Source organism: Cupriavidus sp. CER-90 (assembly GCF_057652055.1).
Genome location: NZ_JBYGYM010000001.1, coordinates 565,230 through 589,728, shown reverse-complemented (window position 1 = coordinate 589,728; position 24,499 = coordinate 565,230). Strand labels below are relative to the sequence as shown.

General features: G+C 67.9%; 23 protein-coding genes. 6 read left to right on the top strand and 17 right to left on the bottom strand.

What is annotated here, in order from left to right; all coding sequences use genetic code 11:
* Positions 1–98: 98 nt before the first annotated feature.
* The 4 genes from ggt to AC24R4_RS02625 all read right to left on the bottom strand — a co-directional run bounded on the left by ggt (position 99) and on the right by AC24R4_RS02625 (position 6,428).
* Positions 99–1,688: a gamma-glutamyltransferase gene (gene ggt, locus AC24R4_RS02640; RefSeq protein ID WP_400393799.1), complete on the bottom strand. Its 1,590-nt coding sequence runs from the start codon at positions 1,686–1,688 to the stop codon at positions 99–101.
* Positions 1,685–4,297: a branched-chain amino acid ABC transporter ATP-binding protein/permease gene (locus tag AC24R4_RS02635; protein ID WP_400393797.1), complete on the bottom strand. Its 2,613-nt coding sequence runs from the start codon at positions 4,295–4,297 to the stop codon at positions 1,685–1,687. Before AC24R4_RS02635 ends, ggt begins: the two co-directional genes overlap by 4 nt.
* Complete coding sequence (locus AC24R4_RS02630; protein ID WP_400393795.1) at positions 4,294–5,172, bottom strand: branched-chain amino acid ABC transporter permease; 879 nt, start codon at positions 5,170–5,172, stop codon at positions 4,294–4,296. Before AC24R4_RS02630 ends, AC24R4_RS02635 begins: the two co-directional genes overlap by 4 nt.
* An 80-nt stretch (positions 5,173–5,252) precedes the next feature.
* Complete coding sequence (locus AC24R4_RS02625) at positions 5,253–6,428, bottom strand: ABC transporter substrate-binding protein (protein ID WP_400393793.1); 1,176 nt, start codon at positions 6,426–6,428, stop codon at positions 5,253–5,255.
* 236 nt (positions 6,429–6,664) lie between these two features.
* Here AC24R4_RS02625 and AC24R4_RS02620 point away from each other — a divergent pair, with 236 nt between their 5' ends.
* From AC24R4_RS02620 to AC24R4_RS02610, 3 genes are read left to right on the top strand one after another with little or no spacing between them, the layout of a single operon-like run.
* On the top strand, positions 6,665–7,645 hold the full coding sequence (locus tag AC24R4_RS02620; protein WP_487522164.1) for a polysaccharide deacetylase family protein: 981 nt from the start codon (positions 6,665–6,667) through the stop codon (positions 7,643–7,645).
* 31 nt (positions 7,646–7,676) lie between these two features.
* Positions 7,677–8,441 carry a GntR family transcriptional regulator gene (locus AC24R4_RS02615; protein WP_487522163.1) on the top strand — a complete coding sequence of 255 codons (765 nt, stop codon included), beginning with the start codon at positions 7,677–7,679 and terminating at the stop codon, positions 8,439–8,441.
* Between the two features lie 22 nt (positions 8,442–8,463).
* Complete coding sequence (locus AC24R4_RS02610) at positions 8,464–9,099, top strand: flavin reductase family protein (protein WP_153948028.1); 636 nt, start codon at positions 8,464–8,466, stop codon at positions 9,097–9,099.
* Positions 9,100–9,142: 43 nt separating this feature from the next.
* Here the strand turns inward: AC24R4_RS02610 and AC24R4_RS02605 are convergent, their stop codons facing one another.
* Positions 9,143–9,745 carry a helix-turn-helix domain-containing protein gene (locus AC24R4_RS02605; protein ID WP_487522162.1) on the bottom strand — a complete coding sequence of 201 codons (603 nt, stop codon included), beginning with the start codon at positions 9,743–9,745 and terminating at the stop codon, positions 9,143–9,145.
* Between the two features lie 98 nt (positions 9,746–9,843).
* Between AC24R4_RS02605 and kbl the strand changes: the two genes are divergently transcribed.
* Together kbl and AC24R4_RS02595 are read left to right on the top strand one after the other, a co-directional pair.
* The gene (kbl, locus tag AC24R4_RS02600) at positions 9,844–11,046 is read left to right on the top strand and encodes a glycine C-acetyltransferase (RefSeq protein ID WP_400396227.1); all 1,203 of its coding nucleotides are present in this window, start codon (positions 9,844–9,846) and stop codon (positions 11,044–11,046) included.
* Positions 11,043–12,047 carry an L-threonine 3-dehydrogenase gene (locus tag AC24R4_RS02595; protein ID WP_400396226.1) on the top strand — a complete coding sequence of 335 codons (1,005 nt, stop codon included), beginning with the start codon at positions 11,043–11,045 and terminating at the stop codon, positions 12,045–12,047. Before kbl ends, AC24R4_RS02595 begins: the two co-directional genes overlap by 4 nt.
* 12 nt (positions 12,048–12,059) lie before the next feature.
* Here the strand turns inward: AC24R4_RS02595 and AC24R4_RS02590 are convergent, their stop codons facing one another.
* From AC24R4_RS02590 to AC24R4_RS02535, 12 genes are all read right to left on the bottom strand, one after another.
* Positions 12,060–12,545: a type II secretion system protein gene (locus AC24R4_RS02590; protein ID WP_487522161.1), complete on the bottom strand. Its 486-nt coding sequence runs from the start codon at positions 12,543–12,545 to the stop codon at positions 12,060–12,062.
* Positions 12,520–12,939, bottom strand: a complete 420-nt coding sequence (locus AC24R4_RS02585) for a type II secretion system protein (protein WP_487522160.1) — start codon at positions 12,937–12,939, stop codon at positions 12,520–12,522. The genes AC24R4_RS02590 and AC24R4_RS02585 overlap by 26 nt, the downstream gene beginning before the upstream one ends.
* Positions 12,940–13,446, bottom strand: coding sequence for a type II secretion system protein (locus AC24R4_RS02580; RefSeq protein WP_487522159.1), 507 nt, complete (start codon positions 13,444–13,446; stop codon positions 12,940–12,942). It lies immediately after the preceding gene.
* Positions 13,443–15,263 (bottom strand): secretin N-terminal domain-containing protein, encoded by a 1,821-nt coding sequence (locus tag AC24R4_RS02575; protein ID WP_487522158.1) that lies wholly within the window; start codon positions 15,261–15,263, stop codon positions 13,443–13,445. The genes AC24R4_RS02580 and AC24R4_RS02575 overlap by 4 nt, the downstream gene beginning before the upstream one ends.
* 27 nt (positions 15,264–15,290) lie before the next feature.
* Positions 15,291–15,818 (bottom strand): hypothetical protein, encoded by a 528-nt coding sequence (locus AC24R4_RS02570; protein ID WP_487522157.1) that lies wholly within the window; start codon positions 15,816–15,818, stop codon positions 15,291–15,293.
* A complete protein-coding gene (locus tag AC24R4_RS02565; RefSeq protein WP_487522156.1) occupies positions 15,815–16,336 on the bottom strand; it encodes a hypothetical protein in 522 nt (173 codons plus the stop codon). The genes AC24R4_RS02570 and AC24R4_RS02565 overlap by 4 nt, the downstream gene beginning before the upstream one ends.
* On the bottom strand, positions 16,333–16,851 hold the full coding sequence (locus AC24R4_RS02560) for a hypothetical protein (protein ID WP_487522155.1): 519 nt from the start codon (positions 16,849–16,851) through the stop codon (positions 16,333–16,335). The genes AC24R4_RS02565 and AC24R4_RS02560 overlap by 4 nt, the downstream gene beginning before the upstream one ends.
* Positions 16,848–17,540: a hypothetical protein gene (locus AC24R4_RS02555; RefSeq protein WP_487522154.1), complete on the bottom strand. Its 693-nt coding sequence runs from the start codon at positions 17,538–17,540 to the stop codon at positions 16,848–16,850. The genes AC24R4_RS02560 and AC24R4_RS02555 overlap by 4 nt, the downstream gene beginning before the upstream one ends.
* A 58-nt stretch (positions 17,541–17,598) precedes the next feature.
* Complete coding sequence (locus tag AC24R4_RS02550; protein ID WP_487522153.1) at positions 17,599–19,296, bottom strand: GspE/PulE family protein; 1,698 nt, start codon at positions 19,294–19,296, stop codon at positions 17,599–17,601.
* The gene (locus AC24R4_RS02545) at positions 19,293–20,471 is read right to left on the bottom strand and encodes a type II secretion system F family protein (RefSeq protein WP_487522152.1); all 1,179 of its coding nucleotides are present in this window, start codon (positions 20,469–20,471) and stop codon (positions 19,293–19,295) included. Before AC24R4_RS02545 ends, AC24R4_RS02550 begins: the two co-directional genes overlap by 4 nt.
* Positions 20,472–20,480: 9 nt before the next feature.
* Entirely contained in the window at positions 20,481–20,921 is a 441-nt protein-coding gene (gspG, locus tag AC24R4_RS02540) for a type II secretion system major pseudopilin GspG (protein WP_487522151.1), read from the bottom strand.
* Between the two features lie 107 nt (positions 20,922–21,028).
* Positions 21,029–23,761: a glycoside hydrolase family 18 protein gene (locus tag AC24R4_RS02535; protein WP_487522150.1), complete on the bottom strand. Its 2,733-nt coding sequence runs from the start codon at positions 23,759–23,761 to the stop codon at positions 21,029–21,031.
* Between the two features lie 268 nt (positions 23,762–24,029).
* Between AC24R4_RS02535 and AC24R4_RS02530 the strand changes: the two genes are divergently transcribed.
* Entirely contained in the window at positions 24,030–24,494 is a 465-nt protein-coding gene (locus tag AC24R4_RS02530; RefSeq protein ID WP_153948012.1) for a MarR family winged helix-turn-helix transcriptional regulator, read from the top strand.
* Positions 24,495–24,499: the final 5 nt, after the last annotated feature.

The window sequence follows — 24,499 nt, the reverse complement described above, 5'->3', positions numbered from 1 at the left end:
ACCGCTACAGAACGCAGGGCCTTCCTGTGCGCGTCACGCGCGGCGTTGCCGTTTTCTCCCGGATGCCCAGATGATGCCTGACGTTTCCGATCCCGTGTCTATGCCCCTTGCAGCCCCATGGCGATGCCGTCGCTGCGCGGATCGTGCGCGCCCGCGCAACGTCCGTCGTCGTACAACGCGATGGCGCCCGGATGGCCCGCCAACGGGCTCTGCGCGTCGATCACGCTGACTTCGTGACCGCGGGTTGACAGCGTGGCGATCACATCGTCGCCCGCATCGGCCTCGATCTTGAGGCTGTCGCGCGTGTCGGAGAACGTGCGTCCGAGCAGAAACCGGGGCCGGGACAGCGCCTGCATCGGATCCATCCCGTAGTCGATCAGCCGTGTCAGTACGGCGGCAAGCGTCTGGGGCTGGCCGTCGGCACCCTGCGTGCCATACGTCAGCCGCGGCTTGCCGTCGCGCAGATACATGCCCGGATTCAGCGTATGGAAAGGGCGCTTGCCCGGTTGCATCGCGTTGTGATGGGTGGGATCGGTGCTGAATGCGGCGCCCCGGTTGTGCCACAGGATGCCGGTGTCGCCCGCCACCACGCCGCTGCCCCAATCGAAATACACGGTCTGCAGCACGCTCACGCAGCGGCCCTGACGGTCGACGGCCGAAAGAAAGACCGTATCGCCATGCTGATAGACATGCGGCCAGGGCATCGCGTGACGCATATCGATATGAGCGGCCAACGCCGACAGCCGCGCCGGCGACAGCATCGCATCGACGGGCACGGCGGCGAACTCGGGGTCCGCCACGTGCCGGTTGCGCTCGATAAACGCCTGTTTCACGGCTTCCACCAGCAGGTGGTAGTAGTCCGCGCTGCCCTCGGGAATGCTGGCCACGTCGAAGCGTTCCAGGATGCCCATGATCTGCAGCGTGGTCACGCCCTGCGTCGGTGGGGCCAGGCTCAGCAGTTCGCCGCCGCGATATGGCACGCGCAGTGGCGCTTCGTCGCGCGCGGCCGTGCGGGCCAGGTCCTGCAGCCTGAGTGGCGACCCGGCGGCACGCAGCCCGGCGACGATGCGCTCGGCCAGTTCGCCTTCGTAGAATTCGCGCGAACCGAAGTTCGCGATGCGATCAAGGCTGCGGGCCAGGGCCGGCTGCCGCAGCCGGTCGCCTTGCCGGGGCAGGCGTCCGTCGGGCATGAAGACGTCGGCAAAGCCGGGCCAGTCCGATAGTTCTTCCTGCCGGAAGGCTTGCCAGAATCGCTGTGACGGCGTGACGTCGAAGCCTTCCTGTGCCAGCGCGATGGCGCGTTGGAACAGTTGTTTCCACGATTGCTGGCTGCCCCACTGGTCGCGGCTGATGGCGAACGCACGGTCCCAGGTGTCGACCGTGGCCGCCGACGTGATGGCCGAGGCTGCGCCGCGCGTGGGGATCACAGCGCCGTAGTCGGGCAGTGTGGCCGCGGCCTGCCCGATGCCGGAGAGCGCGCGCACGTTGCCGGCCTGATCGCTGACGATCCAGAAAGCGTCGCCGCCCAGGCCCGTGAAGTGCGGATAGGTGACGGACAGCGTGGCGCCAATGGCGATGGCGGCCTCGATGGCATTGCCGCCCGCGCGCAGGATCTCCAGGCCGGCTTCGCTTGCCAATGCATGCGGGCTGGTGACCATGCCCGCGCTGGAAGTGGCCAGATGCTTCATGCGTGCTGCCCACCCAGGTAGGCCTGTACCAGCGCCGGGTCCTGGGCCAGTGCCTCGGCGTCGCCGCTGGCCACCACGCGGCCTTCTTCGAGCACGTAGGCGCGGTCGGCCAGCGACAGGGCCAGCGCCGCCATCTGGTCCACCAGCAGGATGGTGATCGATGCCTCGCGCAGCGCGTCCAGCGACGCGAACAGTTCCTCGATGACCTTCGGCGCCAGGCCCAGCGACGGCTCGTCGAGCAGCAGCACCGACGGATTCGACATCAGCCCGCGCGCCACGGCCAGCATCTGCTGCTCGCCGCCGGACAGCAGGCCCGCACGCTGGTGCTGGCGCTCGCGCAGGCGGGGCCAGCGCGCGAACATGGCCTCGATGCGGCGCAGGGTTTCGGCACGCGAGATGCGCCCCGAAGGGAAGGCGCCCAGCCGCAGGTTGTCGAGCACCGACAGCTCGGGGAATACCTGCCGGCCTTCCGGCACCAGTACCACGCCCATTTCGGCAATCTTCGCCGCGTCGAGCCGGGCCAGATCGGTGCCGTCGAACGTCATGCCGCCCTGTACGGGACGATGCAGCCCCGACAGCGCACGCATCAGCGTGGATTTGCCCGCGCCATTGGCACCCAGCAGCGCCACCATCTCGCCTTCGCGGACTTGCAGGTCCACATCGTGCAGCACCGGCGCCGCGCCGTAGCCGGCACGCAGTGCGCTGACACCCAGCACTTCCGGCGGCACGGCATTGCCCACCGCCCGGCCGCGCCGCCGCACCGGGACCCCCGACGCTTCGCCCAGATAGGCGCGGCGCACGGCCGGATCGGCGCGTACTGCGTCGGGCGTACCGGCGCACAGGTGCTGACCCGCGTCGATCACCACGATGCTGTCGGACACCTCCATCACCAGCGACATGTCATGCTCGACCAGGCCGACCGCGATGCCACTGTCGGCAATCCGCCGCAGCAGCCGGCCCAGCGTGGCCTTGTCCTCGCGGGACAGCCCCGCTGCGGGTTCGTCCAGCAGCAGCACGGCCGGCCGCGTGGCCAGCGCCCGGGCAATTTCCACCAGGCGGCGATCCACGTGGGCCAGGTCGGCCGCGCTGGCATCGGGGTCGCCGGTATAGCCGCAGGCGGCCAGCAAGGCGCGGGCTTCGTTGCGCACCGCCGGGGCCGTGAAGCCCGCGATGCCGAGCAGTGTGCCGAGCTTGCCGCGCGTGAGGGCGATGGCCACGTTGTCGGCCGCGCTCATGCCGGTGAACAGCTGCGTGGTCTGGTAGGTGCGCGAGATGCCATGGCGCGCGCTGTGGCAGGCGCCGCGCGCGGGCAGCGCGTCCGCGCCCAGCCGGCGGCCGCCCGAGCGCGGGCGATAGTAGCCGGACAGCATGTTGAGCACGGTCGATTTGCCGGCGCCGTTCGGCCCGATCAGGCTGGTCACGTGGCCCGGCGGCAAGTCGAACGACAGATCGTCAACGGCGCGCACGCCGCCGAACACCATCGACAGGCCCAGCGCCGACAGCCCCCGGCGCTGCGCCGCCTGGCGCTGCGGCAGCATGGCGCCAGCCACGGCGTCGTGGCCGGCCGGCCTGACAGGATGCAGGCGGCGGAATGCCGTCGTCACCACCCCCACCATGCCGCTGGGCGCCACCCAGAGCACGACCAGCAGCAGCACGCCAAAACAGAGCAGGCGCAGGTTTTCCAGGCTCGACAGGATTTCAGGCAGCAGGCCCACCACGACCGCGCCCGCGACGGGCCCGGCTACTGTGCCGGCACCGCCGATCATCACCACGAGCACGAACAGGATCGACTGCAGGAACGAGAACATGCCCGGCGTCACCATGCCCTGCAGCGGTGCGAACAGGCCGCCCGCCAGGCCGGCCAGCGCCGCCGAAAACGCGAAGCCGACCGTCTTCACGACCAGCGGATTGACGCCGATCGACGCGGCCGCGGTCTCGCTGTCGCGCACCGCGCGCATGGCGGCGCCCCAGCTGCCGCGCGCAATGCGCGCATAGGCGGCCAGCGCGAGCCCGAGTACCGCGATGGCGATCAGCGCCAGTGCACGCTCGCCGCCGTCCACACCGGGCAGCGACGGTTGCGCGATGCCCATCAGGCCGTTCTGGCCGCCCGTCAGCCCACGCCATTCCACGGCGCCGTGCTCGACGATGAAGCCGAAGGCGATCGTTACCATCGCCAGTCCGGGTCCCTTGACGCGTAGCGCGGGCAGCGCCAGCAGGCCGCCCAGCGCGGCGGCCACCAGAGCGCCCACCGGCCATGCGGCCCAGAAGCTCCAGCCCGCCTGGCCGGTCAGGATGGCCACCGCGTAGGCCCCGATCGCATAGAAGCCAACGTGGCCGAACGACACCTGGCCGGTCAGCCCGAGCAGCAGGTTCAGGCCCACGCCGCAGATGGCCAGCATTGCCACGCCCGCGATCACGAATACGAAATAGCCGTTCAGCGTCAGGGTCAGGCCTGCGGCCGCGGCCAGCACCGCGCACATGGCGGCAATCTGCAGCGGCGAACCCAGGCCCAGCCATGGCGCGGCGGGGCGTGCCGGGTTGGCCGGCGGTGCGGTGGATACCGTGGATGTCATGGTCTTGCTCATGCCCTGGCTTGTTCCTTCGCTCATACCTTGCGTACCTCCGCGCGTCCGAACAGCCCATCGGGGCGCAGCGCCAGCAGCGCGATGACCAGGGCAAAGGTGATGATCTGCGTGTAGCTGGAACCGAGCGATGCGGTCACCAGCGCCTCGGCCACGCCGAAGATCAGGCCGGCCACCATCACGCCCCAGGCGCTGGACAGCCCGCCAAGAATGGCCACGGCGAACGCCTTGAGACCGAAGACGGTGCCCATGTCGGCCTGCACATTGAACAGCGGGGCAATCAGCACGCCGGCGATACCGGCCAGCAGCGTCGACAGCGCGAACGCGCCGGCGATGGTGCGACGGATCGGAATGCCCATCAGGCGCGCCGCATCGCGGTTCTGTACCACGGCGAGCATGGCCACGCCCCAGCGCGACTTGCGCAGGACCACGTGCAGCACGGCGGCCAGCACCAGCCCGACCACCGGAATCACCAGCTGCAGCGGATATACGCCAACGCCCGAACTGCCCAGCTGTACCGACTGCGCGGCCAGCGGTGACGGCAGGCTGCGCGGCTCGGTGCCGAACCACAGCATCACCATGTTATCGAGCACGATGCCCAGCGCCACGGTGGCCATCAGCCAGGCGTTCGAGCCCCGGCTGGCAAACGGCCGCACGGCCAGGAATTCCACGGCCAGGCCGTACAGCGCGCACAGCGCCAGTGCCAGCACGATGGCCAGCGGCATCGGCCAGCCCAGCGTCTGCGCAAACGTGTACGTGAGCACGGCGCCCAGCATCATCGAGCTGCCCTGCGCGAAATTGACCGTGGCAGAGACTGCGTAGGTGATGTGAAACCCCAGCGCCATCAGCCCGTACATGCTGCCCAGGCCCAGCCCGCTGATGAGGGCGGATATCCATAACATGGTGATGTCCTTCTATTTACGTGCTCGCCCCGCGGCCGCATGGCGGAAGGGGGGCGCAACCATCGCCCGGCAACGCGCGTTTACGGCTTCACGGGCACGATCCGGTTGTCGATGAACTGGGCCCAGACGTAGTCGTTCTCGGTCAGCGCGTCATGCTGCTGGGGCGAGAACGGCTTCACGTAGGTCTTGATCAGGCCCTCGTAGCGGTCGATCTTGTAGAAGCCCTCTCGCACCGCGTCGCCCTTGGTGCTGCCGGCCTTGGCGATGGCCAGCGCGGCCAGCTGCGTGGCGTCGTAGGCGTTGGCCACGCCCACGGCCGGCGTGATGTCGTCCGGGCCCTTCACGTCGCTGTACCTGGCCTTCAGGTCGTTGACCACGCGCGTGCTGACCGGCGACGGCGTGCCGAAAAAGCTGTAGGTCTGCACGAAGTGGACGTTCTTCGCGTTCGGTCCCGCCAGTTCCGTGAAGCGGCCGCCGGCCGGGCCCCAATGCGACACCACCGGCACCTTCCAGCCCATGCGGTCGAGCGACTTGACCACCTGTGCCGACGGGCCGACGTTGCCCACCATCAGCAGCACGTCGGCGCCGGCGGCCTTCAGGCGGCCGAGCTGGGGCACCACATCCACGTCGTTGGCCTCGAATTTCTCCACGCCCACCGGCTTGCCGCCCTTGGCGGCCATCGCGGCCACGATGCCTTTCTCGTTCGATTCGCCCCACGGGTTATTCACCAGGATCAGGCCCGGCTTGCTGGCGTTGAACGCCTTCTGCGCGTACTGCAGCATCGCCTTGTCCACCACCTCGTCCACGGCCGAGACGCGGAACGCGAAGTTCGGATTCGCGCCGTTGTGGGTGATCGGCGTGCCGGCGGCCCAAGGGCCCATGAACGGCACCTTTTCCTGATTGGCGATCGGCACGATGGCCATCGAGACCGGCGTGTCCAGCCCGCCGAACAGCACGGCCACCTTCTCCTTGTAGATCAGTTCGCGCGCGGCCAGCACACCCTTGGCCGGGTTGCCTTCGTCGTCGCGGCGCACCAGCTCGAGCTTGCGGCCGCCCAGCAGGCCGCCCCTGGCATTGATTTCGTCGATGGCGATGGTCATGCCGCGCGTCAGCGATTCGCCGGCCCGGGCGGACTGGCCCGACAGCGCCGTGATCAGGCCGATCTTGATGGTGTCGGCGGCATGCGCGGGCAGGGCGCTCATGGCGCAGGCGGCCGCAGCGGCAGCGATCAGTGCACGGCGTTGGGGACGAAACATGGCAGATCTCCGGATGGGTGGGTGTCGGCGGGTTGTCTCGCAAGAGCCGTGCCACCGCGTTGACGAATCACCCGGAAAGTCCCGGACAACCGGCGTTTCCATACGTAGACGATCTGGCCTGCAATTTGCAAACGATTACGTGACATCCATGCATACGATCGGAATCGGGGCATCGCGCACGAAGGCGGTGCCGGTTCCGGGGGCGGATGCACCAACCAGAAGAAAGGCACGCGTTCATGACCTTCAATCCGAGTCCGCTGGCGGCGCAGGCGGCGGCGCCGTCGTTCGGTCCGTTGCGCCATCACGGCCGTTTTCCGTACCGCCCGATCACCGACGCCGATGGCTTCCACTGGCCCAATGGCGCGCGCCTGGCCGTCTATCTCGGCTTCAATATCGAGCACTTCGCGTTTGGCGAGGGGCTGGGCGCGAACCTGGGCCCTGTATCGCCGCAGCCGGACGTGCTGAACTACAGCTGGCGCGAGTACGGCAACCGCGTGGGGGTATGGCGCTGCCTGGAACTGTTCGATCAGCTGGACATGCCCACCGGCGTGATCCTGAACACGGCCCTCTACGATCATTGCCCGGCGGTGCTCGATGCGTGCCTGGCGCGTGGCGACGAACTGATCGGCCATGGCCATACGAATGCGCACCGCCAGAGCGAATTCGACGAGGCTGGCGAGCGTGCGCTGCTAGTGCACTGCCGCGACCGCATCCGCGAACACAGCGGGCGGGCGCCCGGTGGCTGGCTGTCGCCCTGGATTTCCGAAACGCTGGTCACGCCCGACCTGCTGGCCGAAGCCGGCTACCGGTACACCTTGAACTGGGCCCACGACGACCGGCCGGTGCGCATGCAGACGCGCAACGGCGGGGCGCTCTGGTCGATCCCGTACCCGCAGGAGCTCAACGACATTCCGATGATCATCGCCCGCCAGCTGGACGGCGCGGCATTCGCCGACATGATCATCGACCAGTTCGATGAAATGCTGCTGCAGGCCAACCATCCGCACCACCCGCAACCACTGGTGATGGGCATCGCGCTGCATCCGTATCTGGTGGGGCAGCCGTACCGGCTCAGGCATCTGCGCCGGGCGCTGGCACACATTGCCGCGCGACGGTCTCACGGCGAGGTCTGGCTGACGACACCAGGCGCGATCTGCGACGCCATGGACGCCCAGGTGCCCATGGCGCCGGATAGCGCCAGTGCCGCCGCGCGCTAACATCATGGGCATTGTTTCCCTGACCGACGCCATGTCAACCAAAGCTGCAAGGAAAGCCGCCCCGAGGGCGGAGGAACCGCGTCCGCCGGCGACTTCGGACGCCCCGGACGCCCCGGATGAGCGGCAGGACGCCGACACCCGCATCTACCAGGCGATCTTCGACGGCGTGCTGAACCATCGGCTGACCCCGGGCACCAAGCTGCCCGAACCCGAGCTATGCACGCTGTTTGGCGTGGGTCGGGCCGTGGTGCGGCGAGTGCTGGAAAAGCTCGCGCACGACGGCATCGTGGCGCTGCGGCCCAACAAGGGCGCGGTGATCGCCGAGCCGACGCCCGAGGAAACCAGCCAGATTTTCGAGGCGCGGCGGGCGATGGAGCGGGTGCTGGTGGAACTGGCCGTCGAGCGCGTGACGCCGGACGACCTGCGCGAACTGCGCCGGCAACTGGCCGACGAGCACGACGCGATGCACCGCTTTGACCAGCCTTCGTGGGCGCGGCTGGCCAGTGGCTTCCACCTGCGGATTGCCGCGCTGGCGCGCAATCCGGTGCTGCAACGCTACCTGACCGAACTGGTTTCGCGCTGCTCCCTGATCGTGGGGCTTTACGAGCCGCCGGGTCACGCCCCCTGCGAGCACGACGAGCACGCCGCCATCGTCGCCTGCATCGAGGCGCGTGACGCCGTGGGCGCGGTGACGCTGATGGAGGCCCACCTGCGCGAACTGGAACAGCGCATCGAAACGTCGCGCATGCAGGGCGAAAAGAGCCTGGCACAAATGCTGGGCCTGCCCGGGCGTTAAGCCGGAATACCCAAGGAACACGATGGAAATTGATTTCACCGCGATCACCGAATATCAGCGTTACAAGCTCATGGCCAGCCTGATCGTGCCGCGACCGATCGCGCTGGTCACCACGCTGGGGCCCGACGGCACAGCCAATGCGGCGCCGTTCTCGATGTTCAACATGCTGGGCGAGGAACCACCGATCGTGATGATCAGCGTGAACCGCCTGGGCGACGGCTCGCTGAAGGATACGGCGGCCAATATCGTGCGGACGCAGGAATTCGTCGTGCACCTGAGCGACGAGGCGATGGCCGAGAAAATGCATCGCTGTGGCGAACGCCTGCCGCCGGACATGAGCGAACTGGCCCACGTGGGGCTGACGGCCGCTGCCTGCACCGACGTGGCCCCCCCGCGCATCGCCGAGGCGCCGGTGGCGTTCGAATGCCGGCTCTGGGAAACGCTGGAGACGGAAAGCCGCCAGATCTTCATCGGCCGCGTGCTGCGCCTGCATGCGCGCGACGGACTGATCGATACCGAACGCTGGCGCGTGCGGCTGCAGGAGTATTTCCCCGTGGGCCGCTTCGGCGCCAGCTTCTATGTGACCACGCGCGACCGCTTCTCGCTGGAGAAGGACGCCGGCGTGGTCACCGCGTCAACCGCGATCGACGAAATGTGAACCCGGCGGCACCTTCTGATCCAGGACTTCTACCTCCGGCGGCTTACCCCGGATGCACGACGACCAGCAGCGCCGTCGCCACGCTCTTGCCCGGATTGGCAATGGCATGGGTCACATCGGCGCCGTAACGCGCGGTTTCGCCATGCTTCAGTTTCTTTTCATCGCCGGCTGACCGCACGGTCATGGCCCCGGCCAGCACCGACAAGTGCTCTTGCGTGCCCGTCTCGTGCGGTTCGGACGCCAGCACGCCGCCGGGCTGGATCGTCAGTTCATACCATTCAAAGCGTCCGGCCAGGTCGATTGGACCCAGGATGCGCAGTTCGCAGCGCCCGTCCGGGCTCTTCAGCGCCGGCACCGCGTGCGCCTGAACCACCGTCACGGCGGGCGCCGGGGCCGATTCGGACCCCTGGGCGAGAAAATCCGTCAGGCTCACACCGAGCGCATTGGCCAGCCGCCACAGCACCGCCACGGTGGGATTGGCCAGGTTCCGTTCGATCTGCGACAGCATAGACTTGGAGACACCGGCGCGGCGCGACAGGTCGTCCAGCGACAGTTGCTGGCTCTGCCGCAGCGCCTGCAGGGCGCTGCCTACCGCCGGCGGGCCATCGACGGCCGCGGGCGGCTTGGCGGGTGAGGGTTGCGTCATCGACATCTGTTCGTTATAGTACACGTCACGTTCGATATATAGAACACGTTCGATTTATCGATCGAACGATCCGAGACACTACCACCGGGAGTCTGGCCATGTCGAGTGCCGAGGCTTTTTATGCATCGATCCGCGCCGAAGTCGATGCCATCCGCGCCGCGGGGCTGTACAAGCGCGAGCGCATCATCGCCACGCCGCAGGGCGCCACCATCCGCACGGCGGACGGGCGCGAAGTCATCAACCTGTGCGCCAACAACTATCTTGGCTTGTCGTCGCACCCGAAGGTGATGGAGGCCGCCCACGCCGCGTTGCGCACGCATGGCTACGGCCTGTCGTCGGTGCGCTTCATCTGCGGCACGCAGGACCTGCACAAGGAACTGGAAGGCCGCCTGGCCCGGTTTCTGGGCACCGAGGACACGATCCTCTACGGTTCGGCCTTCGATGCCAACGGCGGCCTGTTCGAAACGCTGCTGGGCCCCGAAGACGCCGTGATCAGCGACGAACTGAACCATGCGTCGATCATCGACGGCATCCGCCTGTCGAAAGCGCGCCGCTACCGCTACAAGCACAACGACCTGGACGACCTCCGCGCGCAACTGAAGCAGGCCGACGCCGAGGGCGCGCGCTTCAAGCTCGTGTTCAGCGACGGCGTGTTCTCGATGGACGGCACGGTGGCGCGGCTGGACGAGATCCGCAAGATTTGCGACGAGCACGGCGCGCTGCTGGGCATCGACGAATGCCACGCCACCGGCTTCATGGGCCAGCGCGGCCGCGGCACGCACGAGGCGCGCGGCGTGTTCGGCAAGATCGACATCATCACCGGCACGCTCGGCAAGGCGCTGGGCGGGGCATCGGGCGGCTTCACCTCCGGCCGCAAGGAAGTGATCGAGCTGCTCCGCCAGCGTTCCCGGCCGTACCTGTTCTCGAATACCGTCGCGCCAGCCATCGTGGGCGGCAGCATTGCCGTGCTGGACCTGCTCGAAGCCAGTACCGAACTGCGCGACAGGCTGGAGCGGAACACGACGTTCTTCCGCGAAGGCATCGTCAAGCTTGGCTACGACATCAAGCCCGGCGACCATCCGATCGTGCCGATCATGGTGTACGACGCCGAAAAGGCCCAGAAGCTGGCCGATCGCCTGCTGGAACTGGGCGTCTACGTGGTGGGCTTCTTCTACCCCGTGGTGCCGAAGGGGCAGGCGCGCATCCGCGTGCAGATGAGCGCCATCCATGATGAAAGTACCTTGCGTCCGGCACTGGACGCATTTGCCCAGGCCGGGCGCGAGCTGGGACTGATTCCATGAACGATGCCGCAAACAACACGGTGCCGAAGATCCTGATCATCGGCGCCAACGGGCAACTGGGTTCGGAACTGGCGCTGGCCCTGGCCGAGCGTTACGGCCGCGAGCAGGTGGTGACGTCCGATGTGGTGCCCACCGGACGCCACGTGCACATCGCCCACGAAATGCTCAATGTCACCGACCGGGGCGAGCTGACCACGGTGATCGAGCGACACGGCATCACGCAGATCTACCTGCTGGCGGCGGCGCTGTCCGCCACGGGCGAAAAGGCGCCGCAATGGGCCTGGAACCTGAACATGACGGGCCTGCTGAACGTGCTGGAGGCCGCGCGCCATCATGGCATCCAGCGCGTGTTCTGGCCCAGTTCGATTGCCGCGTTCGGGCCCACCACGCCGCGGGTGAATACCCCGCAGAAGACCGTGATGGAGCCCACCACGGTCTACGGGATCTCCAAGCAGGCCGGCGAGGGCTGGTGCCGCTGGTACTTCGAACATCACGGCGTGGACGTGCGCAGCGTGCGCTATCCGGGCCTGATCTCGCACAAGACGCCGCCCGGCGGCGGCACCACCGACTATGCGGTGGACATCTTCCACTACGCCGTGCGCGGCGAGCCCTACACGTGCTTTCTCCATGCCGACGAGCGCCTGCCGATGATGTACATGCCCGACGCCATCCGCGCCACGCTGGAGCTGATGGAAGCCCCGCGCGAAGCGGTGCGCGAGCGCGGCAGCTACAACCTGGCCGGCATGAGCTTCACGCCGGCCGAGATTGCCGAAGCCATCCGCCAGCGCGAACCGGGCTTCGAGATCCGCTACGAAGCCGATTACCGGCAGGCCATCGCGCAGGGCTGGCCCGATTCGATCGATGACAGCGCCGCCCGGCAGGATTGGGGCTGGCAGCCGCGTTACGGCCTGCAGGAGATGGTCGACGACATGCTGCGGAACCTGCGGGCAACGGCCGGCACGGTGGCCGTGGCGGCTGCTGCTGCGGCGGCTGCGGGATAAGGGCGGGCTGGTTCAGTCGCTGCTCGACTGTCCGGGCCACCAGGCGAAACGCCAGTCCGCATAGCTGCCGGCCTGGGCAAAGGCGGCGTCCTCGGCCGCATGGCTGTACTGCCTCAGCGGGCGAAGGGGCGACGTGCTGTGGACACCCAGGAAACCGTCGCCGGGCGCCGGAAGATATTGCCAGTCGCCGCCGGTCATGGGATCGCGCCAGGCGCGACGCAGCCAACGGCGTGGCTCGCTGCCGCGCTGATCGTCCACAAGGTCGTCGAGCGTACGCGGGTAGCTGCCGTCGCCGTTCTCGACATATCGCCGGATGGCCACCTGGATCTCCCGCCCAACGTGGCGCAGCTCGAACTCGCGCTCGCGCTGGGCGCGGGTCTGCCAGACATCGCCGACTTTCATCAGGTAGATGCCGGTCACCGCCACGGCCGCCAGGCACAACACCAATGCAAAGCCGGCCGGGCGGCCGGTGCTAGAGATCCTCGAACGGCGTGCCATCGCGGGTCTGGCCGGGCGCGGTACTGCGGACATCGAAAACGCCTTCGGGTGCCGGGCGGCCGTAGGCCGTACTGTCCGACATCGGCGGCGGAACCACCCGCCAGGCCGTGGTACTACGCAGGATGGGGTCTACCGGAATCTGGCGCAGATACGACTGCGCCACCAGCGCCTCCAGCGACGGCGGGTAATCGCCGTGATCGGCGTGGAACCGGTCGATCGCCTCGCGCATCGCCAGCAGGTTGTGGCGCAACACCACCTCTTCGGCGCGGTCGGTCTGGGTGGCATAGCGCGGCACGACCAGCGTCATCAACGCGGCCATGATGGCCAGCACTACCAGCAGTTCGATCAGCGTAAAGCCGGCCCGGCGTTCGTTGGCGAAAATACGACGTCCCATCTACCAGTCCTTGTAACGCACGCCATTAGTGCCGACATCCACCGATGTCGAATAGACGTCGAAGACGTCGTCACCGGCTTCGGGCGCATCGGGCGGGCTTGCGTAGGCGCGCAGGCCCCAGGTATCCGCGTCGGGGGTGCCGGGGCAGCCGCACATCGGATCGCGCGGGATGCGACGCAGAAAATAGAGCTTGGCGCCGGCCGGGTTGCGGATATCGGTCACGCCTTCGACCAGCGCGGCCAGCGTGGGTGGATAACCGCTGGCCCCGACCATGCGCGTCAGGCGACCGCCGTCCATGGCAGCCTTGTGGGCGTCGATCGCCTCACGGATCTGCCACAACGCCCGGCGCAGTTCGGCCTCGCGATTCTGCTGCGCGGCAATGCGGGCCAGCGGCCACGCGATCATGGCCAGCGTGGCCAGCAGCGTCAGCGTCACCAGCACTTCGATCAGCGTGAAGCCTGCGCGCCTGCGCGCCGATGCGCCGAGGCGTGTTGCGGCGCGTCTCATTGACTGAACTCGAAGGACGGCACCGGCTTGGCGGGCGCGCGCGCGGGCTGGGCGGCGGCGGGCGCAGGCTGCAGCACCAGCGGGGCGGTGGTGATCGCGCCCTGGGGCCCGCTATTGAACGCGGTGACGTGCGCGGCCGGCACGGGAAGATTGCGCACGATGCGCGGTGTGATCAACAGCACCAGTTCGGTGGTGGTCGTCTTGGTCTCGCGGGTGCCGAAGACACGATCGAGAATCGGAATATCGCCAAGTCCCGGTATGGCGTGGCCGCGCGACTGCGCATTGCGGTTGAGCAGTCCGGCCAGCACCTGGGTTTCGCCGTCCCGGGCGGTCATGTTGGTCTCGGCCTTGCGCGTGCCGATCTGGTAGGCCATCAGCCCGGTCTGGGTCTTGATCGTGCTGACGACATTCGACACTTCCAGCGCCACCTTGACGCTGATCTCGCCGTCCTGCGACAGCGTCGGCGTGACATCGAGCTGCAGGCCCACGTCCTGGTAGCTGACCGATTCGGTGACCACGCCATTGCCGTTGACAGTCGTCACCACGGGCAGCCGGTCGCCAATCATGATTTTGGCTTTTTCCCGATTCTTGACGCGAATGCGAGGATTGGCCAGCAGTTGCCCCTGGCCCGTCTCGCGCGCCAGGTTGGCCGTGACCACCGGATCGCCAAGATTGACGCCGACCTTGTCGCCGTTCAGATGCCGCAGTTCGTTCCATGTCAGCGTGCCGGCCTTGCCGGCGGCGCCCGCGACCGATGCCGAGATGCTGGACGGATAACGAATGCCAAGGTTCAGGGCGTCGGCGTTGTTGACTTCGAGAATCTGCACATCGAACATCACCTCGGATTGCGGCAGGTCATGGGCGATCACCAGCCGCTCGGCCACTTCCACGGCTTCGGGGGTGTCCCGGACCACCAGCATGCCTAGCCGTTCGTCCACATAGACGTCTTTCGTCTTCACGATCTGCTTGATCATGCTCATTACCTGCTTGGGATCGGCATTGCTCAGGTAGAACGTGCGCGTGGTCAGATCGCGGTATTGCTGCTGCTTGTCGGCCACCTTTGGGTAAATCAGCAGCGTTGTGTCGTTGAGAATCTTCTTGTCGAGGTGGTTGGTGGCCAGCACCAGGTCAACGATGGCCTCCACCGAGGTGTCGTTGGCGGACACCGTGGCGCGCAGGTCCTGCGGCACGTCCTTGTCCAGCACAAAGCTGAGCTTCGACAGCGTGGAGATGGTGGTCAGTACCGTGGCCAGTGGCTGGTCGCGAAACTGTACGGAAATGGGCTGGCGCAGCGACGCGGCCAGTGTGCGCGCCGGGCGGCCACGCTGGCGTTCCTGCGTCACCACCAGTTCGTCGCGCAAGGCGCGTGCCTGGGCGTGCCGGGCATCGGTGGCCAGCGCGTCGTCCAGCGTGTCGATGGCGCCGGCCGGGTTGGCGTCGGCCTGTGCCCGTGCCGCTGCGACGGCCGCAGCCATCGGCTGCGCACTGGCGGCACGCCGGGCGCCTTCCAGCGCACGCGCGTTGGCGGGATCGATGGACAGGGCTTCGGCAAACGACGCGGCCGCGGCATCCACGTTCCCGAGATCGAGCTGCGCGGCGCCTTGCTGGACGAGCGTCCAGATGCGCTGTTCGCGCTCCACGCGATAGCGAAGCTGGCTGGCGACATCGTCCGGCGCCGCGGCGGCGTCGGCGGCGGCCTTTGCGAGCGACGCGCCGGGGTTCGGTGCGGCAACTGGCGCCCGGCCGGGCAAGGCCGCGCAGCCGCTGAGCAAGAGCGCGCTGAAAACCATGGCGCTCAACTGCATGGGGACATTCAAGGTAAGACTCTCCTGGTGTCTGGGGCGTCAGGTGGGTACGCCCAGATGCAAGCGGTTTCCTGTCGACAAATCGGTCACGGTGGCACCCGACGCGTCGATGGCGTCGAGCCGGTATCCCTTCCAGCGTTCACCGGGACGTAGCCGGCCCGGTGTCGCGCACTGCTCGCAGGCGATGCGGGCGGCCTCCCCGAGCGTGAGCACGACCATCACTCCCCGGGTGTCGCGCCAGATTGCGCTGGCTTCAAGGGCGGCACGCGCCGTGACGCGCGCCGATTCCGCCGCCCGCGCCGGGTCGGCTTCGGCATATGGCTCCAGCGAAGGCGTCATCGCGCCAAGTCGCCAGCCTGGCGGCGCGAACAGGTCCACGGATCGGCGCGGTTCTGGCGTTTCGGCTATGTGGTCGGACGGCGTTTGCGGGGCGCTTGCCGGTAGCGGCTGGCGTATTGCGGCATCCGTCGCACTGGCGGCTTCATCGGACCGGCCAATCCAGGCGGCATAGAGCGATGCGCAGACCGTGGCCACCAGCAAGTACTGCAGGGACCGGGAAATCTTCATGGTCCGGTCTCCACGAGGTAGCTGATCTGCACCAGCGCGTTGACCGTCCGGCTGGCGTCGGACTGGCGCAGGAACGATATCGATTCGATCCGCACGCCAGCGATCTCCTCCAACGTTGCGAGGTAGTCGCGCAGTTCGGGGTAGCGGCCTTCGATGGTGTAGCGCATCGTATGGCGCAGCAGCCGCTGGCCGGCTTCGGCGCGGGAGGTGTAGTCGATCTCCGTCAGGACGATCGAGCGGGCCGTGGCCAACGCCGCGTGGGCGCGCAGGAATTCGGTGTACGTGGAGGCGTCGGGCAGGGGGTGCTGGCGAGCCGGCATCGCCCTCGTCGCCAGTTCGCGCTTCAACGTGGCGACTTGCCCAGTCTCCTGCTGCAATGCGGCCATTTGCGCCAGGCGTTCCGGCCGGATATGCGTGACGACAGCCACGACGCTCCCCAGGGCAAGCGCGATGCCGGCCGCGCCCAGCCATCCCAATGTGTGCCGCCAGCGGCGGAGCATCCAGACGATGCGGTTCATCGCGCGGTCTCCTGCCTAGCCTGCCAACGCAGCCGAAGCTCGGCCTCGACGGCGTGGTCGCCTTGCCGCTGGCGGGTCAGCGATACGGGGCCGACGGCAGGCGTGGCCGACAGGCGGTCGACCAGCGTCAGCAGTGCATCGGCATGCTCGGCTTCCAGTTCGATCCGCTGCGTGCGCGCCGCGCCGTCCACGTCAAGGCGGGCGATCGCCACGTCTTCGGCCCAGCTTTGCTCCAGCCAGGCCAACGTCGGCACCAGCTTGTCCGCCTGTCTGGCGGCAGCGTCAGCCTGCTGGCCCGCCTTGGCCGTGGGCCGGGCAGCCAGCTTGCGGCGCAGCGTGGCGCTTTCGGCATCCATGGCAACCCGTTCGGCGCGCACCGACGCGAGGGCGCGGTGTTCGTACATCGCCCAGGTGGCAACGCCGATGCCGAATGCGAACAGGCCGGCGCCGAGCGACGCCCGGTGCAACCAGCCGCACCGCGTTGCAGCCAGAAGATTCGGCGGCCGCGCCATCATGCCGGGCCGCCTTCGCCGGTGGCGCACAGATGGTCGCCCAGCCAGTGGATGCGGTCGTCCGGCGCTGCCGCGTCGCCCATCAGGGCGACCGTGTCGGGCGCCGGCGCCGACGCCGACAGCGCCAGGCAGCGCAGCACGGCATGGATTTGTGGCGATACGTCGGCCTGCGCGGCCACCGTGGTCATTGCCGTGATGGAAGGTCCATCTCGCAAGGCGCATGTCAGCATGCCGCGTTCATGCATCGCCAGCGCGCAGCCCGTGACTGCCAGCTCGCGTCGATAACGGTGCAGCGCATAGGCGAAGGTGGACGTCGCGGCGGTCAGGTGCACGCGATGCGATTGGCACTGCGCGATCAGGGCAGCCAGTAGTGGCGTACTGCCGATGATGGCCAGGCGCGGCGCGCCATGGCGGGCTGGCGTCAAGGCGATATGCGGCGGTTTGCCGCGGCCGTCGCCAGCAATCGTTCCCGTCTCGCCACCCGGTTCTTCGCTGGCCGCGCCTGCCCATGCCATCCATTCGGCTTCGGAAACCAGGCGCGGATGCCAGGGCACGACGACATGCCGCGTCCACGGAAAACCCAGCCGCACCGTGACGTGGTGGCCCGACAGCGGCGCAAGCAGTGCGTCGGTGGCCTGCAGAGCGTCTTCGATGCCGGTCGTTTCGCGGAAGCGGGTCGGTGCTTGATGCATGGCCTTGCCGCCTTCGGCGCACAGGAAGACGGCGTCACGCAGAATCCAGAGCCCATGTTTATTCGACAAACGTGACACGGTTTGCCTCCTGTAGGGTGGTGACGCCCTGGGCCACCAGGGCCAGCGTGGACTGTCGCAGCGAGGCAAAACCGCCCGCGCGCGCCAGGGCACGTTGTTCGCCCGAGGGCGCTTGTCCGAGGATGGCGTCGCGCAGGGCATCGTCGATGCGCAAGACTTCGGCCACCGCACGGCGCCCGCGATATCCGGTGCCGTGGCAGGCGCCACAGCCCCGGCCGGCGCGCAGGCGCCAATTGGATACCGATGAAGCCGCCAGACCCGAGCGCGCCAGCAGTTCGGCGCCCGGCCGAAAGGATTCCCCGCAATCGGAGCAGATCGTCCGGACCAGTTGCTGGGCCACGATGCCGATCAGCGATTCCACCAGGCTGTGGGGCGGGATGCCCATGTGCAGGAATCGGTCGACCACCGAGAACGCGCCATTGGCGTGGACGCTGGTCAGTACCAGGTGGCCGGTCAGCGCGGCCTGGACGGCGATGCTGGCGGTTTCCCCATCGCGGATCTCCCCCACGAGGATCTTGTCGGGGTCATGCCGCAGGATCGAGCGCAGCCCGCGCGCGAAGGTCAGGCCCTTGCGGTCGTTGACCGGAATCTGCAGCACGCCCGGCAGTTCATACTCGACGGGGTCCTCGATCGTGATGATCTTTTCGGCGCCCGTGTCGAGTTCGGACAGCGTGGCGTAGAGCGTGGTGGACTTGCCCGAACCCGTGGGGCCCGTCACCAGCAGCAGGCCGTGCGGCATGGCGGCCAGCGCACGGATGGCGGCCACGGCCTGGGCGTCATGGCCGAGCCGGTCCAGGCTCAGGCGGCCGCCGGCCGCGTTGCCGCCCCGCTTGTCGAGCACACGCAGCACGGCATCCTCGCCGTGGATCGACGGCATGATCGACACCCGGAAATCGATCTCGCGGCCGTCCACGGTTGCCTTGAAGCGGCCATCCTGCGGAACGCGGCGCTCGGCGATGTCCAGCTCTGCCATGACCTTGAGGCGGGATATGGCCTGTTCGGCGATATCGATGCCGGCCGCGGTGGCGGCATCGAGCAGCACCCCGTCGATGCGGTATCTGACGGCCAGCGCGTCTTGCCGGGTTTCGAGATGAATGTCCGACGCGGCCATGCGCAATGCATCGTAAAGCGTGGAGTTGACCAGCCGGACCACCGGGCTGGTGTCCTGCGCCAGGCTGGCCAGCGAGATGCCGGCGTCGGGCAACGCGTCCGCATCCGGCCCGGGCGCCGTGGCGACATGATCGAGCGCCCGCTGGCGTTCGCCATGCCTGTCGAGCATCGCGCGCACGAGATCTGTGGCGCCCAGGCATTCGGCGCAGGACAGGCCGGCCAGCGCCAGTCGCCGGGCGACATGCTGACGCACGGCCAGGCGCGTGGGATCGGTCAGAACCAATGTCAGGGCGGGCGACGCCGGTTCGAGTTGCGCCAGCACGCAGCCGCCGGCGACGGCATCGGCATAGGGAAACAGGTCGAAGCGTGGCACGGCGGCGGCCAGGGCCACGGCATCGACCAGCGGCAAGCCGAGCAGGGTGGCGACGTGCGCGGCGCAGGCGTCCGGCGGCAGGCCGCTGGCCTGCGCAACCACGTCCTGCAGGTCGCGTCCGGGCTCGGCATCGCGCAAGGCCTGTAGCGCCTGCAGGCTCGGCGCGGGTGGGGAGGCTGGCGCGTGCGGTGTCATTGCATGCTCCCGGCAAGCTCGAAGATCGGCATGTAAAGCAGGAAGACGATGCCGCCGACCAGGGCGCCAACCACGAGCATCAGTACCGGTTCCACCAGTTTGGTGGCGGTGTCGATGGCCCGGTCGATGGCCTCGTCGCAGAATTGCGCGGCGCGTTCGCACATCTCGGGCAGTTCGCCGCTGCGTTCGCCCACGCGTAGCAGCCGTTCGGCCACGGGTGTGGTCAACCCGTGCCGGGCCAGGGTGTCGGCCATCGGCTTGCCGGCCTCGATCTCGGCAATGGCCTGCGACATGGCGCCGTGCAAGTGCCGGGGCAGAAGCGGTGCGGCCAGCCGCAGCGCGGGGATGGCGGCCATGCCGCCGGCCAGCAGCAGGCCGGTGGTCCGGTACAGCCGGGTCAGCGCCAGCAGGTGCTGGAACGCGTGGAGGCGGGGGACGTGCCAGCTCAGTGCCGCAATCCGGCGCGCCAGTTGTAATCGCCGGGCGACGACAACCAGCCCCAGGGTCGTGGCCACCGACCCCACCGCCATCGCGCCGCCGTGCGCATCGACGGTTTGGCCCCACCACAGGAGCCAGCGTGCGGTCGCGGGCAGTTCACGCATCGATGCGTAGACCTGGCTGAATCGCGGAATCACGAAGAACAGCAGAAACGCCATGATGCCCGCACCGATCGCTATGACCACGGCGGGGTAGATCAAGGCGCTGGCGACCTTCCGGCGGACAGCGCCAAGGCGTGCCTGGTAGTGGTGATAGCGCGCCAGCGCGTCGGCAAGATGGCCGGTGCGCTCGGCCGACGCGACCGTGGCCACGTACAGCGTCGGGAAGTGGCCGGGCATGCCTGCCAGCACGCCGGAAAGCGGCAAGCCCCGATAGAGGCCGGCGACGATCTGATCGAGCACGGTGCGGGTGGCGGTCTCCGACGCACCACCGGTCTTGTCACGCAAGGCCTCGACGGACTCGACCAGCGACAGCCCGGCGCGCAGCAGGGCAATCAGTTCCTGCGTGAACAGGGCGATGCCGAACGGTGCTTGCCGGCGCAGCATCACGATGCGGCGGCATGCCAGTACGTGGCCGCCATCCGTCTGCGCTTGCCGCCGGGCATCGGCGGCGGAGGGCGCGAATATCCGGAGGTCGTGGATCTGGCCGCTTCGGGCCACGGTAAGACGGTACTGCATCGGACACCCTCACCACGCTATGTCGCTGGCGTAGCCGGTGCCGCCGGGCTTGCCATCGGCACCATGGGAAAACAGGTCGTAATCCTTGCCGTCGCTGCCGGGCTGCCGGTACTGGTAGGGCTGTCCCCACGGATCGGCAGGGATGTCGCGCGTCAGGTAAGGCCCGTGCCAACGGTTGCCGGCTTCCGCCGGCGGTTCGACAAGCGCGGTCAGGCCGGCTTCCGTCGAGGGGAAATGTCCGGTGTCGAGCCGGTAACGGTCCAGCGCGTCGCCCAGCGCCTTCAGTTGTCCGGACGCGGTCTTGACCTTGGCCTTGTCGAGTTCGCGGAACAGCCTGGGGCCGACGAAGCCCGCCAGCATGGCGATGATCAGCAGGACCACCAGCAGTTCCAGGAGCGTGAAGCCACCCTGTGGGCGGCGGCGGGATGCGATATGCGAAAGCGAGGACATGGACAACTCGGAAGAATCGGGGCGCCGCCGAGGCCATGTGTTGGGACGGCCACGACGGCGGGTGAGGCGAACCGCTTGTGGCGATTCGCCTCGGGCAATACGCCGGATCAGCGTTTGATGGGTTCCATGACGTTGAACAGCTCGGCCTTGTCGTCCGCGCCAAGGTCGCTGGCATACATGCCGGCAGCCCTGGTCTTGCGCACGGCTTCGACCTTGGCCTTGACGATGGCCGGGGTGTCGTAGGACCAGAAGGTCCAGCCGTCATAGCGCCAGGCGGCCTGGGACGCGGCATCGGAGAACAGCTTGCCGTTCGGCATGCGCTTGATGTCGCGATAGTCGCGCTGGCCCTGTCCGTTGCGGACCGGGGCACCGGCCATCCACAGGCCGTTGCGGCGCCCTGGCTTGACCGACGTCCAGCCGTGGCCATGGAATGGCACGCCGAAGACCTGTTTTTCCTGCGGGATGTTGAGCTCGTACGCGTTCCAGACGGTGCCCATCAGGCTGCGCTGCTTCATGCCCTGTACCCGGTTCCAGGGCGAGTCGCGGCCGACCTGCAGCGCGGCGGCGTGGCCGGTGCTGGCATCCCATCCGCCCGTGAAGTCGTAGGCCTGGATGTTGACCCAGTTCAGCTCGGCAGCGATGGCGACGGCCGTCTTGGCGTCCGGTGCGCTTTCTGCGAGGTTCATGGTCGATGTCAGCAGATGGCGGCTGTCCTCGCGTTCGAGCGCGTCGCGGAACGCCCTGACCAACGCCAGGTAGTTGCCCCAGTCCATGGCGCTGGCCTGGCCGTCACGCACTTGCGCCGCGCGCGGGGCCAGCCATTCCAGGTTGATGCCGTCGAAGACGCCCTTGGCCAGCCCCTTGCCGCCCGCGCTGGACCGGCTGGCCGCGAGGTTGCCCTTGATATAGACGTCCACGCAGCTCTCGGCCAGCGCGTTGCGGCCTGCCTCGGTCCGGGCAGCCTGGGCGAACCTGTCACCCAGGCCTGGGCCACCAATCGAGATCAGCGTCTTGACCGGATAGGTCTGCTTCAGCTTGAGGATCTGGTTGAAGTTGCCGCGCAACACGTGCTTGCCTGCCGGGTCGGCCTTGCCGTCCACCGATTCCGTGGCGCTGAATCGCTTGCCATAGTCGGCAAACGGGTCGCTCGGGCCGCGTGTGTTGCCGCTCTGGCAGCGGTAGAGGCCATCCTCGCCGCGATGCAGGTTGGCGCTGCCGTAGTTCAGGTACGTCAGCTTGCGGGCCGCGCCGGACCGCGCCACATCGCGGATCAGGTAGTTGCGCTGGTAGATGCTGGCTTGCGTGTAGGTGCCGCCAAGCTGGCCGGCCTTGGGCGCCGGCACTGCCGGGCGCGGCGTAACGTCGGGTCCGTCCGCGGGATCGGCCGGATCGGCAGGCTTGGCGGGATCGCCCGGCTTGCCCGGACCGGCGGGATCTGCGGGATCGGCCGGATCAGGGTCGGTGGGGCCTGCGGGATCGGTCGGGTCCTTCGGGTCCACCGGGGTCTTCGGTTCGACCGGGTCCTTTGGTGCCTTCGGTTCCTTCGGTTCCTTCGGTTCCTTCGGATCGACAGTAGGCGGTACGGCCTCCACCTTTTCGACTGTCATGTCGAGCTTGATGTCGAGCGTCTGGTAGGACTGGTCGGCGTCCTGTCCCGCGGCGTTGCGCACGGCAATCCGGTACGGGAACGCGTTGCGGATCCTGTTGCCCACCGACGTCGAGAAGAGCGTCGGATTGTCCTCGGGGCGAAGCTCGAACACCAGCGATTCGGTGCCCGTGGTGCTGGGCAGGCGGCAGGCCACCGTCGTGCCCGTGCCGGTGCCGTCTGCGCTGGCGGCCTTGTGGGCGCGCAACAGCACCGGAAACGGCACGTTGTTCTCGTCAACCGCCGCCACGCGGAAGATGTCGCTGGCGTTCTCGGGACAATGGCCTGTGCCGTGCTCGCGCCCCGTGGTCTGCTCGTGCGTCGTGGCATACCAGGCGCTGCGGCCCTGGTCAGTCCGCAGCGGCAGGACAAAACGTGCCTGCTTGCCGTCGAACTGCACGGTGGTTGCCTGCGGCGCGCGATGGACGATATCGATGCCCAGGCTGAAGGTCTTCAGCACCGGCCGGTTCGGCAGGTCGTTGCCCACGGCCTGGATGTTCACACGGTGCATCGCCGGCGTGCGGTAGCGCGTGCCCGGCGTCAGGCGCGGATTGTCGGCGGGCTCGTACCAGACCACCAGCGTGCCGGGGCCGGCAGGGCCGCCGTTGCCGTCGATCTGCACGCGCGTTCCGTCATAGCCTGTGCCGGTCATATTGCGCTGGGCGCGCAGCCGGACGGGCGCCAGCCGGCCCGGCGCCGACACGTCTTCGGCCATGACGTCGATGATAGAAAACTCGCCTTCGAGGGCCGGCCTGTTGCTGTGGCGCGTATTGCCGTGCAGCGGCGTGACGAAATGCACGCTGGTCTTTTCCTTGTTCGGCACGACGTAGACCGCGGGCTTGCCTGGCTCGGCGCCCTGGATCGACACGAGCAGGTCCGGCGTGGCGGACGGCGGCACGTAGTGGCCGATATCGAACCACAGGGGTGCGGTGGGACTGCTGGGCGCGCCGAAGTAGATCGCATGGTCCACGCCGGGGCGTTGGCCGGGATGCGCGAAGCGGTCGTTCGACCAGACGCGTTTTTCGTACGTCACGCAGCTTTCGGGCGGATAGCGATCGGCGCCGGTCCATTCCGAAATCACGCGGCAGGCATCCGGAGTCGTCGGCCGGGCGGCGTTTGCGCCGCTTGTGGCAGTCAGCAGCAAGGCGAAGGCGGCAGTCGGAATGGCTGCACGCCGCAGTGATGGGCTTTTCATGTCCATGGTCCTTGAAAAGTTGTTTTCAGGTCGCCGGAACCGGCTCGGCGACCTGACTGTGGGCCATGGGGAAAAGCGGCGAAATCGTCGTTTGCTGAAATTGAGTGCTGTTTGCGCGCAGTTGCCTGAACTAAGACGTTTCTGGGAACAATGCAAAAAGAGGTGGACAGTTCGCCGTTGCCTTATGCGGCTGACAAGGCACGTGGCGCGAACTAATTCGCAAAGAAATCATTTGCATCCTAATTAATTCACGTCTATCATTCGGCCCATGCCACATATCGATGCGCTCCGATTCGCCTTCACCGGCCAGGTCATGCTGTCCGGTCGTCAATGGCGACAGATCAGCCAGGCCGCTGTTACCGCCCACGGCATTTCCGCCGCGGCCGCCGCGCCTTTGCTGTTTATCCGTCGCCTTGGCGGCGGCGTACGCCAGGTCACGCTGGCCGACTACGTCGGCGTGGAAGGTGCCACGCTGGTGCGGCTGGTGGATCAGCTTTGCGCGGCCGATCTGGTACGCCGCGAGGTGGACCCGAGCGACCGCCGCGCCAATGTGCTGTCGCTGACCGATGCCGGCGAGCGCATGGCCGAGCGCATCGAGGCGGAACTCAAGCAACTGCGCGCCAAAGTGTTCGCGGACGTCAGCGAAGCCGACATGGCCGCCGCGCTGCGGGTGCTGGACGCGCTGTCGCGCGCCGCGGCCGCCGCTTCGGCATCGGGCAAGCAGGAGTCCTGAGCGCC